Annotated in this window: 21 protein-coding genes; 18 read left to right on the top strand and 3 right to left on the bottom strand. The window is 71.3% G+C overall.

Features of this window, described 5'->3' with window-relative positions:
- Positions 1 to 175: 175 nt before the first annotated feature.
- The 3 genes from C3K08_RS17730 to C3K08_RS17720 are packed head-to-tail and all read right to left on the bottom strand — an operon-like array spanning position 176 to position 1,438.
- Positions 176 to 445 (bottom strand): hypothetical protein, encoded by a 270-nt coding sequence (locus C3K08_RS17730; protein WP_104992767.1) that lies wholly within the window; start codon positions 443 to 445, stop codon positions 176 to 178.
- On the bottom strand, positions 442 to 1,185 hold the full coding sequence (locus tag C3K08_RS17725; RefSeq protein ID WP_104992766.1) for a hypothetical protein: 744 nt from the start codon (positions 1,183 to 1,185) through the stop codon (positions 442 to 444). The genes C3K08_RS17730 and C3K08_RS17725 overlap by 4 nt, the downstream gene beginning before the upstream one ends.
- A 46-nt stretch (positions 1,186 to 1,231) precedes the next feature.
- On the bottom strand, positions 1,232 to 1,438 hold the full coding sequence (locus C3K08_RS17720) for a helix-turn-helix transcriptional regulator (RefSeq protein WP_158680089.1): 207 nt from the start codon (positions 1,436 to 1,438) through the stop codon (positions 1,232 to 1,234).
- A 150-nt stretch (positions 1,439 to 1,588) separates the two neighbouring features.
- Here C3K08_RS17720 and C3K08_RS17715 point away from each other — a divergent pair, with 150 nt between their 5' ends.
- The 18 genes from C3K08_RS17715 (at position 1,589) to C3K08_RS17630 (ending at position 12,329) form a co-directional block, all read left to right on the top strand.
- Entirely contained in the window at positions 1,589 to 2,092 is a 504-nt protein-coding gene (locus C3K08_RS17715; protein WP_158680087.1) for a helix-turn-helix domain-containing protein, read from the top strand.
- A gap of 1 nt (position 2,093) precedes the next feature.
- Positions 2,094 to 2,747: a hypothetical protein gene (locus tag C3K08_RS17710; RefSeq protein WP_104992763.1), complete on the top strand. Its 654-nt coding sequence runs from the start codon at positions 2,094 to 2,096 to the stop codon at positions 2,745 to 2,747.
- 192 nt (positions 2,748 to 2,939) lie between these two features.
- Positions 2,940 to 3,338, top strand: coding sequence for a hypothetical protein (locus C3K08_RS17705; RefSeq protein WP_104992762.1), 399 nt, complete (start codon positions 2,940 to 2,942; stop codon positions 3,336 to 3,338).
- The gene (locus C3K08_RS17700; protein ID WP_104992761.1) at positions 3,335 to 3,577 is read left to right on the top strand and encodes a hypothetical protein; all 243 of its coding nucleotides are present in this window, start codon (positions 3,335 to 3,337) and stop codon (positions 3,575 to 3,577) included. The genes C3K08_RS17705 and C3K08_RS17700 overlap by 4 nt, the downstream gene beginning before the upstream one ends.
- The gene (locus C3K08_RS17695) at positions 3,577 to 3,873 is read left to right on the top strand and encodes a hypothetical protein (protein WP_158680085.1); all 297 of its coding nucleotides are present in this window, start codon (positions 3,577 to 3,579) and stop codon (positions 3,871 to 3,873) included. The genes C3K08_RS17700 and C3K08_RS17695 overlap by 1 nt, the downstream gene beginning before the upstream one ends.
- Complete coding sequence (locus C3K08_RS18195) at positions 3,846 to 4,019, top strand: hypothetical protein (RefSeq protein ID WP_158680083.1); 174 nt, start codon at positions 3,846 to 3,848, stop codon at positions 4,017 to 4,019. The genes C3K08_RS17695 and C3K08_RS18195 overlap by 28 nt, the downstream gene beginning before the upstream one ends.
- Positions 4,019 to 4,270, top strand: a complete 252-nt coding sequence (locus tag C3K08_RS17690; protein ID WP_104992759.1) for a hypothetical protein — start codon at positions 4,019 to 4,021, stop codon at positions 4,268 to 4,270. Before C3K08_RS18195 ends, C3K08_RS17690 begins: the two co-directional genes overlap by 1 nt.
- Entirely contained in the window at positions 4,267 to 4,623 is a 357-nt protein-coding gene (locus tag C3K08_RS17685; protein ID WP_104992758.1) for a hypothetical protein, read from the top strand. The genes C3K08_RS17690 and C3K08_RS17685 overlap by 4 nt, the downstream gene beginning before the upstream one ends.
- Positions 4,620 to 5,102 carry a hypothetical protein gene (locus tag C3K08_RS17680; RefSeq protein ID WP_158680081.1) on the top strand — a complete coding sequence of 161 codons (483 nt, stop codon included), beginning with the start codon at positions 4,620 to 4,622 and terminating at the stop codon, positions 5,100 to 5,102. Before C3K08_RS17685 ends, C3K08_RS17680 begins: the two co-directional genes overlap by 4 nt.
- Positions 5,099 to 7,726 (top strand): ParB/RepB/Spo0J family partition protein, encoded by a 2,628-nt coding sequence (locus C3K08_RS17675; RefSeq protein ID WP_158680079.1) that lies wholly within the window; start codon positions 5,099 to 5,101, stop codon positions 7,724 to 7,726. The genes C3K08_RS17680 and C3K08_RS17675 overlap by 4 nt, the downstream gene beginning before the upstream one ends.
- Before the next feature lie 57 nt (positions 7,727 to 7,783).
- Positions 7,784 to 8,821 (top strand): hypothetical protein, encoded by a 1,038-nt coding sequence (locus C3K08_RS18190; protein WP_158680077.1) that lies wholly within the window; start codon positions 7,784 to 7,786, stop codon positions 8,819 to 8,821.
- A 1-nt stretch (position 8,822) separates the two neighbouring features.
- On the top strand, positions 8,823 to 9,326 hold the full coding sequence (locus C3K08_RS17660) for a hypothetical protein (RefSeq protein WP_104992753.1): 504 nt from the start codon (positions 8,823 to 8,825) through the stop codon (positions 9,324 to 9,326).
- The gene (locus C3K08_RS17655; RefSeq protein ID WP_104992752.1) at positions 9,323 to 9,901 is read left to right on the top strand and encodes a hypothetical protein; all 579 of its coding nucleotides are present in this window, start codon (positions 9,323 to 9,325) and stop codon (positions 9,899 to 9,901) included. The genes C3K08_RS17660 and C3K08_RS17655 overlap by 4 nt, the downstream gene beginning before the upstream one ends.
- Positions 9,898 to 10,149 carry a hypothetical protein gene (locus C3K08_RS17650; protein WP_104992751.1) on the top strand — a complete coding sequence of 84 codons (252 nt, stop codon included), beginning with the start codon at positions 9,898 to 9,900 and terminating at the stop codon, positions 10,147 to 10,149. Before C3K08_RS17655 ends, C3K08_RS17650 begins: the two co-directional genes overlap by 4 nt.
- Positions 10,146 to 11,246, top strand: a complete 1,101-nt coding sequence (locus tag C3K08_RS17645; protein ID WP_104992750.1) for a hypothetical protein — start codon at positions 10,146 to 10,148, stop codon at positions 11,244 to 11,246. The genes C3K08_RS17650 and C3K08_RS17645 overlap by 4 nt, the downstream gene beginning before the upstream one ends.
- Entirely contained in the window at positions 11,243 to 11,710 is a 468-nt protein-coding gene (locus tag C3K08_RS17640; protein WP_104992749.1) for a hypothetical protein, read from the top strand. The genes C3K08_RS17645 and C3K08_RS17640 overlap by 4 nt, the downstream gene beginning before the upstream one ends.
- Complete coding sequence (locus C3K08_RS17635) at positions 11,707 to 11,964, top strand: helix-turn-helix domain-containing protein (protein ID WP_158680076.1); 258 nt, start codon at positions 11,707 to 11,709, stop codon at positions 11,962 to 11,964. Before C3K08_RS17640 ends, C3K08_RS17635 begins: the two co-directional genes overlap by 4 nt.
- Positions 11,961 to 12,329 (top strand): hypothetical protein, encoded by a 369-nt coding sequence (locus tag C3K08_RS17630; protein WP_104992747.1) that lies wholly within the window; start codon positions 11,961 to 11,963, stop codon positions 12,327 to 12,329. The genes C3K08_RS17635 and C3K08_RS17630 overlap by 4 nt, the downstream gene beginning before the upstream one ends.
- The last annotated feature ends 61 nt before the right edge of the window (positions 12,330 to 12,390 follow it).

The following is a 12,390-nucleotide window of genomic DNA, read 5'->3' as shown; positions in this document are numbered from 1 at the left end:
GCTCGCGCAGGTCGCGCTCCTCGGCCCGGCGGGCCAGCAGGTGACCGGCGAGTGCACAACCGATGAGCAGGAGCAGGGCGGGTTTCGCCCCGGGGCGGGCTGGTGTAAAATTCTTCACAGTTCCCTTCCTTTCGTTCTCGCAGGACCTCGACCGGCCAGTCGGGGTCCCTCGCTGTCAGGCGATCTGTTCGAGTTCGGCGGGGGCGGTGAGGGCACCCTCGATCTGTGCCCAGAACGCCTCGCGCAGGGCCGCGTCGGTGTCCCACAGCGGCTCAGGCGGGGGCACCTGCACGGTCGAGTAGGGACCCATCACGTAGACGGTCTCGCCGGGGTACTGGCGGGCGGCGTGGTCCGCGTCGGTGCGGAGCTGCTGGGGGTCGTGGTAGGGGCCACGGGCGGCGTGCCATCCGGATTTCCAGAGGAACAGGGGGGGGAGCGAGGTCACACGTCCACCTGGAGGAGGCCGCCCTGCGGGTAGGCGCGGCGGCCGAAGTACCGCCGGAGCACCGGCGAGAAGTCGCTGCTGACCTGATCGGCGACGCCCTTGCAGTCCATGTCGCCCAGGGCGGCGGTGGCGTCCAGTTCGTTGATGACGGCGAACTGCATGGTGGTGTGGATGGCGAGTTCCTGCTCGGTGAAGTTGTCCTTGGTGGTGGGGTTGCCGCGCGTGAGCTGGATCTCCTGCGCGACCATGCCGGTCACGCTGAGGTTCAGCCGGTTGTGGACGTAGCGGTACCCGCGCTTGCTCGCGCCGTGCCGGGCCAGGGAGCCGTTGAGCAGGATGCTGCTGTGCTTGTGCTGGGCACGCCGGGCCAGCCAGCGGGCCTGCTCCGGGTCCGTTTGCCGGTCGATCAGCTCGGCCGCCAGCGTGGCGTCGCCCGCGAGGTAGCGGTCGACCAGGGCGTTGGCCTCGGCGCGGTACTTGCGCCCCAGCATGCCGGGCAGCACGCTGACGATCCGGCGCCACCCGGCCTCGTCAGTCACCGGGGTCAGGCGCTGGCCCGCGCCGGGGAAACGGAGGTTGTCGCAAATCTCGACAACCTCCGGAAACGCGTCCACCAGGCGCTTCCACATGTCGCGGGGGTTTTTAGCCCCGACCACCTGCAGGGCATCGAACACGCTGATCCGTCCGTCGTCGGTGCGGCGGATGGCGGGGGCATCAGGAAGGGAGAGGGTCTCGGGCATCGCGGTCCTTTCGGTGACGCACCCCCGGCGGTCCGGGGGCGGAGGCTCAGGCAGCGGGGGAGGAGGGTGCTTGGGGCGGCCAGAGGTAATCCACGTCTTTCCCCAGCGCGGCGGCGATCAGCTTTCGGGTGGACCGGTTGCTGTTGATGCCGTCGGCCGCGTTGTAGACCGTGCGGACCGAGACGCCAGCGTCGGCCGCAACCTGTTCGAAGGTGCGCTGCTGCTCCCGCATGACCTCTCTGATCCTGTTCATACTATCGCTAGTGTAATATTGCAGGCCCCATAAGGTCAAGGTTTTGCCATTGCTGACATACTTTCCGGACTTCTGCAACCTTGCATGTACTATTGCCGTACTGGTGCCATGCAGACAGCAATGGCGCGGCCGATGGAAGGGTGGAGGCTCATGGCGGGAACGGAAACCGAAGTGCGTCGGTGGCTGACCGACACCCGTGAAGACCTGGGGCTGACCCAGACCGAAGTGGACCGGCGCACCCGGGAACTGGGGCCGAAGTTCAGGGTCAGCCAGTCGTATCTCTCGCAGATCGAGAGCGGGACTCGGCCGTTCACGGACCTGGGGCCGGAGCGGATGGACGCCCTGCGGCGGGTGTACCGGATCTCAGCAGAAGAGTGGGTGCGGCGCACGGGGGTCTCGCTGATGACCCCGGATGCCCTGGAGCATCCAGGCGGTGGGGAGTCGGCGCCCCCGCCGCCCCTCTTCCCGGAGTACGAAGTGCCGCCCGCCCTTCAGGAGGCCATCGAGCTTTACGGTGACAAGTTCCCCCGGCTCCGGAGCGAGAGTGTGCGCCGGAACCTCTCGCTCGCCCGGTACTACGAGGGGAGTGGCCCGCAGACGGCGGCGGATTGGCTGTCCTACTACCTCAGCATCGCCAAGTGGATCGAGGACTGAAGTGGACCTCGCGGACATACCGGCGCACTTCATCAGGGAGGTCAAGGCGTACAGCAAGCGTGCCCATTACGAGCGCAACGCCTTCCGACTGAGCGAGGAACTGGGCATCCGCATCCGCCCCGGCGAGTACGCCAGCGTCATCCCCGGTCCGCCCCCCACCATCATCCTGACCCCGGAGCTGCTGGCCCGGAAGGACAGCGACCATGTCCGTCACGAGGTGGCCCACGTGATCATGTGGTGGTCGGGCGTCGAGAAGGCCCTGATCCAGGAGTACGGCTGCGCGGAGGCGGCCCGCCCCTTCGTCGAGGCCCTGTGCCATGCGGCCATCGGGTTCCTGCGGGCACCCCAGAACTTGGTCGACGAGGGCATCCGGCGCTACGGCGTGAGCGCCCGCTGCGTGGACTGGCTGTGCCGCCAGACGAGGATGTCGGAGCGGGCGGCCCTCAACCGACTGATCTACGACGACCCGGCCGCGACCCGCGCCGGGTTCATCATGTCGGGCAACTATGTCCGCGACATCGCCACCTGCAATTTCCGGTTGCCCTTCTGGGTTTACGACCGGGTCCCCGAGCCGTGGCAGGTGCTGCCGGGCGAGGTCAACCCGTCTTTCCGGCGACTGGCGCGGCGGCTGACAGTCGGTATCTGCACGGTTTAAGCCAGCCATAGACGGAGCGGCCGAGAGCCGCTTTTATTCGACCTGCGCTAACCATCGCAGCGATAGTCGTTGACTTATTCCGACTGCAATATTACACTAGCGATACCTGAGGCGGACGCCAAAAGGCCCGCCCCCACCGCGCATCAGCCGTCCAAAGCAAAGCGCGAGCAGGGACAAAGGGAGGAATCAAGGATGACTGACCTGACCGCTGAACGCAACCGCTCCGCCTTCGCCCTGGCGATGGCCCGCGCCCAGTCGGACGCGACGCTGTGGCGCATTCCGCACAACCCGCTGCGCCCCGACGTGGTGGTCACCCTGGGGGGCCTGGAGTACGCGCTGGTGTGGTTGCACGTCTCCTTCGACACGCTGAGCCCCAGCAGCAAAAGCGCGGTGACGATCACCTGCCGCGCGACCGGCGAGCAGGTGGGGATCAGCCCGGTGTGGCGCAAGGAACGCCGCACGAAGGCCGGGGAGGCTCGCGTGACCTACACGGTCAAGGGCGAGGGTTCCTGGGACAGCTACGACGAAGCCTGCGCCGGGCTGGTGGCGATCGCGGCCGCACGACTGGGGCGCGGGCGGGTGGCGGCGTGAGTGCCCCCGAGGAGATGACCGTCGGCAGCCTGAGCGGACTGCTGGAGGGCGGGGAAGTCGCGGTGGAGCTGCGGCAGAACCTCGACACCGACGAGCTCGTGCTGTGCCTGACCGTGGAGATGGAGGGTGGCACGGAGGCCGAGGTGATCGTGCACGAGGACGAGGCGGTGGAGATCGCCACCGACCTCCTGATGTTCGCGCAGCGGTGCCGCCAGCACAACAACCGGGGTCTGGAGTGATGTCCAGCCTCTCCCGCCCCACCACCTCCTCCGCCCTCCCTGTGGCGGGGGAGGTTTCCCTGTCCACCCGCAGCGCGGCCGGGCAGACCATCGTGCCCACCCACCTGGAGTCCCTGACGCCGGGTCTAGAGGCGCAGTCCGCCCGCGAGACGGCGGCGCGGCTGCTGGCCTGGGCGGACCAGCGCGACGGCAAGCGCAGCCGGGTGACGTTCCTGCCGGAGGTGGGCGGGCTGTGCGGGTTTTGCGAGGACTACTTCCTGGGCGACGCGTGCCCGAACTGCCGGGGGCGGGCGTGACCTGCCCGGTGCCCCCGGTCCTGACCCTGGCGGACCTGCTGCTGACCCTGGCCCTGACCGGGGTGCTGCTCGTGCTGCTGCTGACCGATTCCGCCTCGTTGTCCCGCCAGGAGCGGGAGGCGGGGCTTTCCCAGGAGGACTGCTGATGACGACGAATGGAGTGCCCGTGTACGGGATTGCCGACGACCAGCCGCGCCGGGAGCGCGTGCGCCTGCTCTCGCCTGAGACCGAGCGCGGTCTGGCTGGACTCGTGATCGCCCTCGGCGCGATCGTGCTCGTGATCGGCGTGCTGGCGTTCACCCCCTGGGGCCTGCTGCTGGTGGCGGGCGGAGCGGGGTTGGTGGCCCTGGGCCGCGGGCTGCTGGGTCAGGACGGACGGGAAGCGTGGGGGCTGTGACCTTCCTCCCGCTGAACAGGGCGGCCACGGCCAGCATCCTGCACGCGATCTGGACGCGCGGGCCGCTGTCGATGGAAGGCGTGATGGAGGTCGCGCCGGAGCTGCGCCCGCTGGAGATCGTGGACTCGATCCTGCGGCTGAACCACGCCGGGGTGATCGACCTCGACGACACCGGGGTGGACCCGCTGTACACCGAGCTGCCGGGCCGGGAGCGCGAGGCCCGCGAGCTGTACGTGACGCTGACCGGGCGGCGGGCCTGCCGGGTGTGCAGCTGCACCGACGACTGGGGCTGCGGTGAATGCGACTGGGTGGAGACGGAGCTGTGCAGCGCGTGCGCGGGGGAGGACCTGTGACCGCGACCCTGCCCGCCCCTGCCCGCCGCCCGGTGCGGTGGCAGGCGACGCGGCGGCACCTGCGGGTGGATTTCGCGCAGGTGCCGGGGCTGGTGGCGCAGCACGCGGGGTGGACCGGGGAGGACGCCCAGGCGCTGCTGGCTCAGACGCAGCGCGAGGGGCGACTGGTGCTGTGGGACGGGTCGCTGCTGGTCCGGGACGGGCACTGGTACCGCCGCCCGGCCTATGCCCGGCCCCTCCCGGCGGTGAAGGCCCTGGACCCGGCGACGCTGACGGTGCGCTTCCGGGTGCGGCTGGGAGAGCGCGTGCGGGTGGAGACGGTGACCTCGCCGGGGCACCTGGCCACGGCCCTGCACACGCTGTGCGTGCTGTCCGGCGAGCGCCTGACCATGCGTGAGGCGACCGACCTCGCGGCGGCGGCGTGGGCCGGGGCGACGGTGCAGCGGGGACAGCTCCGGGTGGGGCGGGTGCGGCGGTGACGGCCCGGGCCTACGAATCCGGTCAGCGCGTGCAGGTCGTCGGCGAGGGCGCCGGCGAGATCGTGCAGATCAGCGTGACCGGGCGGCACCTCATCCAACTCGACGACGGCCCCCGGGTGTACCGGGAGGCCGGGCAACTCTCGCCCGTCCGCCTGGAGGACCTCCTCATGACCCAGACCACTCCCGCGCCCATGAAGAAGGGGCGCAAGCCTGCCCCTGCGCCCGACCCCTACGCCGAGGCGGGCATCAGCCTCACCACCCGCTACGACCCGACCACGTTCGTGGTGGCCCGCATCGAGGGCGAGAGCGCCGAGGCCATGTGCACGGCCGTCAGCGTGAACGGCGACCTGCGGCTGACCTTCCGCAACGGCGAGGAGCGGTACGTCCCCCACACCGACTGCCGCCTGACCAGCCTCCCGCCGCGGGCGCCGCTGCGCCGGGGCGACCGGGTGACCTGCGTGGACGCCGAGACCTTCCCCGGCCAGTACGACGTGAAGGCGGTGGGCGGGGAGTCGGTGGAGGCCTCGCCGATCTCGGGCGGGTATGCCGAACACGGCACCCTGCGGACCTTCCAGGCGGGGGCGCTGCGGGTCTACCGCCGGGCCAACCCGGAGGATGCCCGCGCGGACCTGGGCCTGGACCCGGCCTCGCCGGAGGGGGTGCAGCCCGAGGCCCCTGCCTCTGCCGAGGGGTGGATGTTCCCCAACAATTCCCACCTCGCCCACTGGGGCGACGGGCAGAAGGTCCTGTGCGGGCGGTACGTGCCCCAGGGCACCCCGGTGATCGGCAGCGACCTGTTCGGCTACGCCGACCGCCGCTGCACGAAGTGCGCCAAGGCCCTGGCACGGCGGACGGGGGAAGCTGCGCCGACGACCGAGGCCCTGGAAGACCGCAGCACCCCCGAGTCGCAGCCCCTCCCCGAGATCCGGGAACCCATCCTGCGGGGGGCCGACGTGCGCAACGTGGCCCTCGCCGCGCTGCACCCCTCCCCCCTGAACCCCCGCAAGCACTTCGACGAGGCCAAGCTGACCGAACTCGCCGAGAGCATCGCGCACCAGGGCCTGATGCAGAACCTGGTCGTGCGGGCCAACACGGGCGAGGGCGGCGGGTACGAGGTGATCGCTGGGGGCCGACGCCTGCGCGCCCTGCGTCTACTGGCCGACCAGGGCCGGGTCAACCCGGCGAACTACATGGTGCCCATCCGGGTGCAGCCCCTGGACGATCTCCAGGCCCTGATGCTGGCGACGGCCGAGAACGCGGACCGCGCCGACGTCTCGCCGCTGGAGGAGGCCGACGCCTACGCGGGGATGGTGGCCCTGGGGGCGTCCGAGGAGGACATCGCCCTGCGGTTCGGGCGCAGCGTGCGGCACGTCCACCAGCGCCTGGTGCTGTCCCGTGACCTGGGCGACGACGCCCGCGCCCTGCTGAACGAGGGGAAGATCGGGATCGGGCAGGCGCAGGTCATCGCGCAGACGAGCGGCCCGCTGCGCAAGCACGTGGTCAAGAACGCGGTCGAGGGCCTGGGACCGGAGCGGCTGCGGGACATGGTGAAGGGCCGCAGTTTCCTGGTGGAGCACGCCCGCTTCGACGTGCAGGCGTCCGGGCTGGAGGTCATCGAGGACCTGTTCGGGTCCACTCCGGCCCGCTTCGCGGATCCACAGGCGGCGCTGGCCCTCCAGATCGAGTGGGTCGAGGCCCGCGCCGAGAAGCTCCGGGCCAAGGGCAAGCACCATTTCGTGGACGTCATGGGGGTCGAGACTTCGTACCTGTCGCTGCCCTGGGAGACGTACAGCGAGCACCACGGCACGGCCTACAAGCACCTGTCGGGCATCGTGCTGCGCTACAGCACCACGACCGGCGAGGTGAAGGAGTACTCCGGGGTCGCTCGCCAGGCGGACATTCGCGCCCACAAGAAGGGGGAGAAGCAGGCCGAGGCGGCCGCGAAGGGGGAGCCGGTGCGGCCTCTCCCGGAGGGCACCTTCGTCGCGGCCCACGAGTACCGGGCGCGGGCACTGCGCGGCCGGGTCCTCGGGGACGGCCGCCTGGCGCTGGTGGCAACGGTGCACGGGCTGCTGTCGAGCGGCGGCCTTGGGAAGATCCGGATCCAGACGCACACCGGGCACCGCGTTTCCCTCGCGGCCCTGCCGGAGCACGCGGCGCGGGCGGTCGACCTGCTGGGCGGCCACTACGAACTCAACCGCAACCACCTGGACACCTACGGGATCCAGCCCACCTCGGGACAACAGGACGTGGCCCTCTTCGACCATCTCTGCACGCTGGAGACGGACGATCTGCTGTTCCTGCTCAGCCTGCGCGTGGCGCACTCGGTCTATGAGTGGGAGGACTACAACCTGCACCTCCAGCACCCGCTCTACGACCACCTCGCGGGCCTGACGGACGCCAACGCCCTGATCGCCGAGGAGTTCCGCCTGACCGACGAGTGGCTCAAGCGCTACCCCCGCGAGCACCTGACCACGCTGGCCCAGGAAGCGGGCCTGGGCCGGGCCATCGTCGAAGACGCCCCGACCCTGAAGGAAGCCCGCGCCCGGATCCTCGAACACGCCGACCGCCTGCACGCCGAGGGCTTCGTGCCCGCGCTGGTCCGCTTTTCCGCCGCCGACTGACCCCCCTTCCGGGGGCCGTCCGACCGGCGCGCCCCCGGTCCTCCCAGGAGAGACCCCATGCCGAATGCCCTGACCCTGTCCGCCGCCCTGCGCCGCCGCGAAGGCGAGACCCTCACCGACTACTTCCACCGCCTGGAGCAGCTCGCCGAGGGCGCCGCCGACACCCGCACGCGGATCCAGGAACTGACCGAGCAGCTGCGCGAGGAGGAAGCGGCCGAACTGGCTCTGGCCCGCCTCACCACCCTGATCGACGAGCTGACCGTGGGCGGAGGGGCGCCGCAGACAGCACCGGCCCCGGCCGTCCAAGCCACGCCCCCCGCTCCGGAAGCCGCGCCCGACCCGGCCCCCAGCAAGCGCCAGCAGATCACCGCGCACATCGCCTCGCACCCCTGGCAGACGGTCCGCGAGGTCACGGCCGCCCTGGAGTGCTCGCCCAAGACCGTGTCGGCCATGATGTCCACCCTGAAGACCACGGGAGTGTTTCAGGTCCACGAGGGCCGCTACGCCCTGACCGGCACACCCCTGCCGGAGACTGCCCCGGAAGCCGAAGCCCCCGCGCCCGTCGTCGAGGCCCAGCCGGAACCCCCGGCCCCCGAAGAAGAGCCTGCCCCGGCTCCGGCCCCCGTGGCGCCCCAGCCCTCCACGCGGGCGCAGGTCCTGGAGTTCATGCAGCGCCATGACCGGGTGGAGTTCACCCCCCAGCGGGTCGCGGAGGAACTCGGGGCTTCGGTCGCGGTCGTCGAGGCGCACCTCGCCGCCCTGCACCGCAGCGGCGCCCTGTCGGCCTCGCCCGAGAACGACGACGGCACCCGCTGGTTCTGCTGGGTCAAGCCCGAGTCGGTGGCCGCGCCGTCTGCCTCGGTGCCCCTGGCCCCCATCCCGGCCAAGCTCTCCACCGACGAGGTCAGCGTGTTCGACGCGCTGCGGCGGGAGCCGGAGGGCCTGACGAAGCGGGTACTGGCCACCCGGCTGAACTGGACGGGCAGCCGTCTGGACCGGGTGCTGAACCGGCTCACGCAGGCCGCGCATGTCGGGCCGATGGGTGACCGGTTCCGGGTGTTCGCCCAGGACCTCGATGCCGGGGCCGCAGACTGAGATGGACTACCTCCAGGCCATCACCCCCACCGGGTTCCTGCACGCCAGCTCCTGCGACTGGGGCGACGGGGACGGCGAGCGCTTCCGGGCCTGCATGGAGGCCCAGGGGTTCACCGTCACCCGGTACACCGCCGAAGAAGCCCGGACTCTGCGGCCCCCGCCCGGCTCTCACGAAGTGCAGGAAATTGGACCTGAACTCAAGCAGTGCGTCGACCTGAATGAAGCGCTGCGCCTGCCCGAACCCGGCCAGGAGGTGATCACCCCTCGCCTCGGCCGGGGGGTGGTGGTCACCCACCTGACCCTCCAGGGCGGCGAGCGGGTCGCCCTGGTGCGCGGGCCTCGCGGCGAGGGCATGGCGCGGGCGGGGCACTGGGAGGCCGTGCCGGTAGAGCCGTCCCCCGTGAAGGAGGAGGCCGCCCCGGTCCCGCTGCCCGAACTGCCCGCTGTGCCTGTTCCCCCTGGGCAGTGGGTGATGCCCAGCCTCTTCGAGGGGTTGACCCCGTGACCCTAGCGGAGAAACCCACGTCCCTGACCGGTTGGATACGCGGCGCCCAAGGGGACCGGGACCACTGGGCCGACAAGGGGAAGGCCCTGTGCCGGAAGCCGGTGCCGGTGGGTGCCCAGCTCTTGTGCACCGAGCCTCTCCTCCCCAACTGGCAGCGACCGAGCGGGCACTGGGTGCTGTACTGCCCCACCTGCCTGACCCGCGTGGTGCTGCGGGAAGGCAAGGTGCCGTTCAAGGTCGGGGACTACGTGCAGAGCCGCGCGCTGGGGATGACCCTGCGCGGGAAGGTGGCGGGCGCCTTCCTCGACGACGACGGCGTCCCGATGCTGAACATCACACGAATCTGGGAGCGGGAGCCAGTCAGGCTGGACGGTTCCAGCGAGGACACTTACCCGCACGACTGGTATCGCCACGTCAGCGAGTGTCGGCCGTGGGATGGCCCGCGCCCGAAAGCCCCAGCCCGCGCAAGGCACCCACGCCCGTCGGCACCGGCCCCCTCCGACGACGTGCTGCCCCCCCATGAGGTGGCCCGGCGCCTGGAAGCGCTCAAGCAGCAGTTCCGGGGGCGCCGATGACCCGCCCCTTCACCGACGAGGAACGCGCCGACATCGCGGAGGTGTGCGCCCTCCTCGCCCAGGAACACGGCGTGCAGGTCCGCCACCGGTTCCCTACCCCTGACGACGTGTGGTTCACGGTGCAGGACGGCGGCCGCACCAGCGCCACCGGACTCAGCACCGGCCTGGTCGACGGCGCCCCCAGTTTCGTGAACACCCGCTTCGCCACCTGCCTCACCCTGACCCGACTCCTCCGGAGGTCCCCATGACCAAGTCCGCCCCCCTGCCTGACCCCCAGGCGGTGCTCGCCGATCTCGTGCAGCGCCGCATCGCCCAGGACCGTGCCGAATTGGTCCCCCACCTCGACGTCCGGGCCGAGGCCATCCGCACAGCCGTGCCCCCCACGGTCCTGAAGCCCGGCGATCAGGCCACCGTGGACAAGGTCAACGCCGCCTTCCGCGCGCTGTCCGACGAGCAGCTCGGCGCGGCCGTACGGCAGACGGAGCGGCTCCTGGGCGGGTATGTCCGCCGGTCGGACGGCCACGGGGCCGAGCTGCTGTGGCTGGCCCTCGTCGCGTTCCAGGCCGGGTGCACGGGCCTGATCAAGGGCGGCTCCAGCACGGCCCTGACCGGCATCCATCAGGAAGCCGCGCGGTTCGAGCGGGCGCTGCTGCTGATGTTGAACGCCCAGCGGGAGGTTGTGATGGCCGAAGCGCGGCAGTTCATGGCCCAGAAGGAACGGGACCTTGAAGCTCTGACGGCCCAATGTCGGGCGGATGTGGTGGCGGAGGTCGAGCGCCTTCAGGCCGAGCGTCAGGCCCTGCGCGACACCCACGAGATGGCCCTGAACGGCGCGGAGGCTGCCCAGGCGGAAGCGTCCCAGGCCCGCCGCGCGCTGGAGGCGGCCCGGAAGGACCACGCCGAGGTCATCGCCCGCAAGGACGCCGAGATCGAGCGCCTCACCGCCACCCTGCGCCAGGAACGCGCGGCCACCGTGGAGCGGGACCGCCTGACCCGCAATGACCTGCACCAGCTCCGCCAGGACCTCGCCGCGAGTCAGGCCGCCGTCGGGCGCCTGAACGCCGACTGTGCCCACCTCGAAACCCTGCTCGCCGAGGCCACCGCCCCCACCCCCCAGGAGCCGAACATGACGCTGACCCACGACCCGCTGCTCGCCGCCCACAGCCTCGCCGCCTACCTGATCGCCGCCGGTCACCCCGCCCGCGTCGTCGGGCACGAGGTGCGGCTGCCGGGTGGCGTGCCCTACGACCTCTCCCAGCAGTGGGGCGCGGCGTACCCGACGGACGCGGCGCGGCTGGCGCACCTGCGGGGCGTGGTGCGGCCCCTGATCGGGAGAGCGGCGTGACCGTCCTGTCTGGCCCCGTGGGGACCGCGACGCCCCTTTTCCCCGAAGGCCTTCCCCAGGCCCACCAACTCGCCGCGTGGTTCCTGGACCTGCCTCCCGCGCATCCCTTCTGGCCGCGCTACCTGCTCAGCGTGGTGAGCCTCGCCCCAGTCCCCGGCCTGCGGCCCGCGACCCTGCTGTATCCGGAGGCAGAGTATGAACTGAGCGTGCTGGCCCTGAACCCGGACCGGAATCCGGTCGCGGGGGACCCGGACACCTGGCAACACCTGCTGCCTGTCAACGTGGTGTTCCAGTTCCACGGCACGGGGGACGAGGGTGCCCGGCAACTCGCGCGGCGGGCCGCCGAATGGGTCGTCGATGGGCGGCTGTGGGTGGAGACGTCCGACCGGATGGGCGAGCGTGACCGCTGGGAGATGTGCCTGCGGGCCTGGGCCGGGGAGCTGCGGGAGGAGGCGTCCGGGTGACCCGCGCCGCCGTCAACCGCGCCAGAGTTCTGCTGGCCCTCTCGCACGAGCGGCAGGCCATCACCGAGGTGGCCGAGCGGGCAGGGCTGCCCTGGCCCTACGTCGCGGACATCTGCAAGGGGCTGATGCGCGCAGGACTGGCCTACCCGGACCACCACTACCGTCCGACTATTTCGCTCACCACCGCCCCGCACGTGGAGCGGGCGCAGGCGGAGGCGCGGGCACTGCTGGAGCGCGAGGGGGTCCGGACGTGACGCTCACCCCGGACACCCTGAGCGGGCTGATCGAGCGCCACGGGATCTCGAAGGTGGAGCTGGCCCGGCGCTCGGGGCTGGCCCGCCCGAACCTCCACCACCTGCTGAGCTGCCGCCACAGCCCGAGGCTCACGACCTGGGGGCGGGTGGTCGCGGCGTACCACGAGCTGCGGGCGGAGCAGGTGGGCCGGGAGGAGGCCGCCCGCGAGCGGCGCCGGATGCTGCTGGACTCCGATCCGGACCTGGCCCGGGCGCTCCAGCTGTTCGCGGGGGCGGCGGTGCTGGCCGGGGAGTGTTCGGAGAGGTACGCGGCCGAGGCGTGCGGCCTGAGCTTCGAGGAGTGGTGTGCGTTGCCGGGGATGTAGCAAAAACGAAACTAAGCGGGATTAGTGTGACGAAAAAAGGGGGCCGCGAGGCCCCTTTCCC

The organism is Deinococcus sp. NW-56 (assembly GCF_002953415.1).
GTDB lineage: Bacteria > Deinococcota > Deinococci > Deinococcales > Deinococcaceae > Deinococcus.
Note: the sequence above shows the minus strand (reverse complement) of the source record. Positions and strands in the feature narration are given on the sequence as shown.

What these genes read in the sequence shown, in the direction of transcription:
- C3K08_RS17725 (WP_104992766.1), bottom strand. Translation starts at nt 1,185, where the DNA reads ATGCCCGAGACCCTCTCCCTTCCTGATGCCCCCGCCATCCGCCGCACC.
- C3K08_RS17720 (WP_158680089.1), bottom strand. Translation starts at nt 1,438, where the DNA reads ATGAACAGGATCAGAGAGGTCATGCGGGAGCAGCAGCGCACCTTCGAA.
- C3K08_RS17715 (WP_158680087.1), top strand. Translation starts at nt 1,589, where the DNA reads ATGGCGGGAACGGAAACCGAAGTGCGTCGGTGGCTGACCGACACCCGT.
- C3K08_RS17705 (WP_104992762.1), top strand. Translation starts at nt 2,940, where the DNA reads ATGACTGACCTGACCGCTGAACGCAACCGCTCCGCCTTCGCCCTGGCG.
- C3K08_RS17695 (WP_158680085.1), top strand. Translation starts at nt 3,577, where the DNA reads ATGTCCAGCCTCTCCCGCCCCACCACCTCCTCCGCCCTCCCTGTGGCG.
- C3K08_RS17690 (WP_104992759.1), top strand. Translation starts at nt 4,019, where the DNA reads ATGACGACGAATGGAGTGCCCGTGTACGGGATTGCCGACGACCAGCCG.
- C3K08_RS18190 (WP_158680077.1), top strand. Translation starts at nt 7,784, where the DNA reads ATGCCGAATGCCCTGACCCTGTCCGCCGCCCTGCGCCGCCGCGAAGGC.
- C3K08_RS17660 (WP_104992753.1), top strand. Translation starts at nt 8,823, where the DNA reads ATGGACTACCTCCAGGCCATCACCCCCACCGGGTTCCTGCACGCCAGC.
- C3K08_RS17650 (WP_104992751.1), top strand. Translation starts at nt 9,898, where the DNA reads ATGACCCGCCCCTTCACCGACGAGGAACGCGCCGACATCGCGGAGGTG.
- C3K08_RS17645 (WP_104992750.1), top strand. Translation starts at nt 10,146, where the DNA reads ATGACCAAGTCCGCCCCCCTGCCTGACCCCCAGGCGGTGCTCGCCGAT.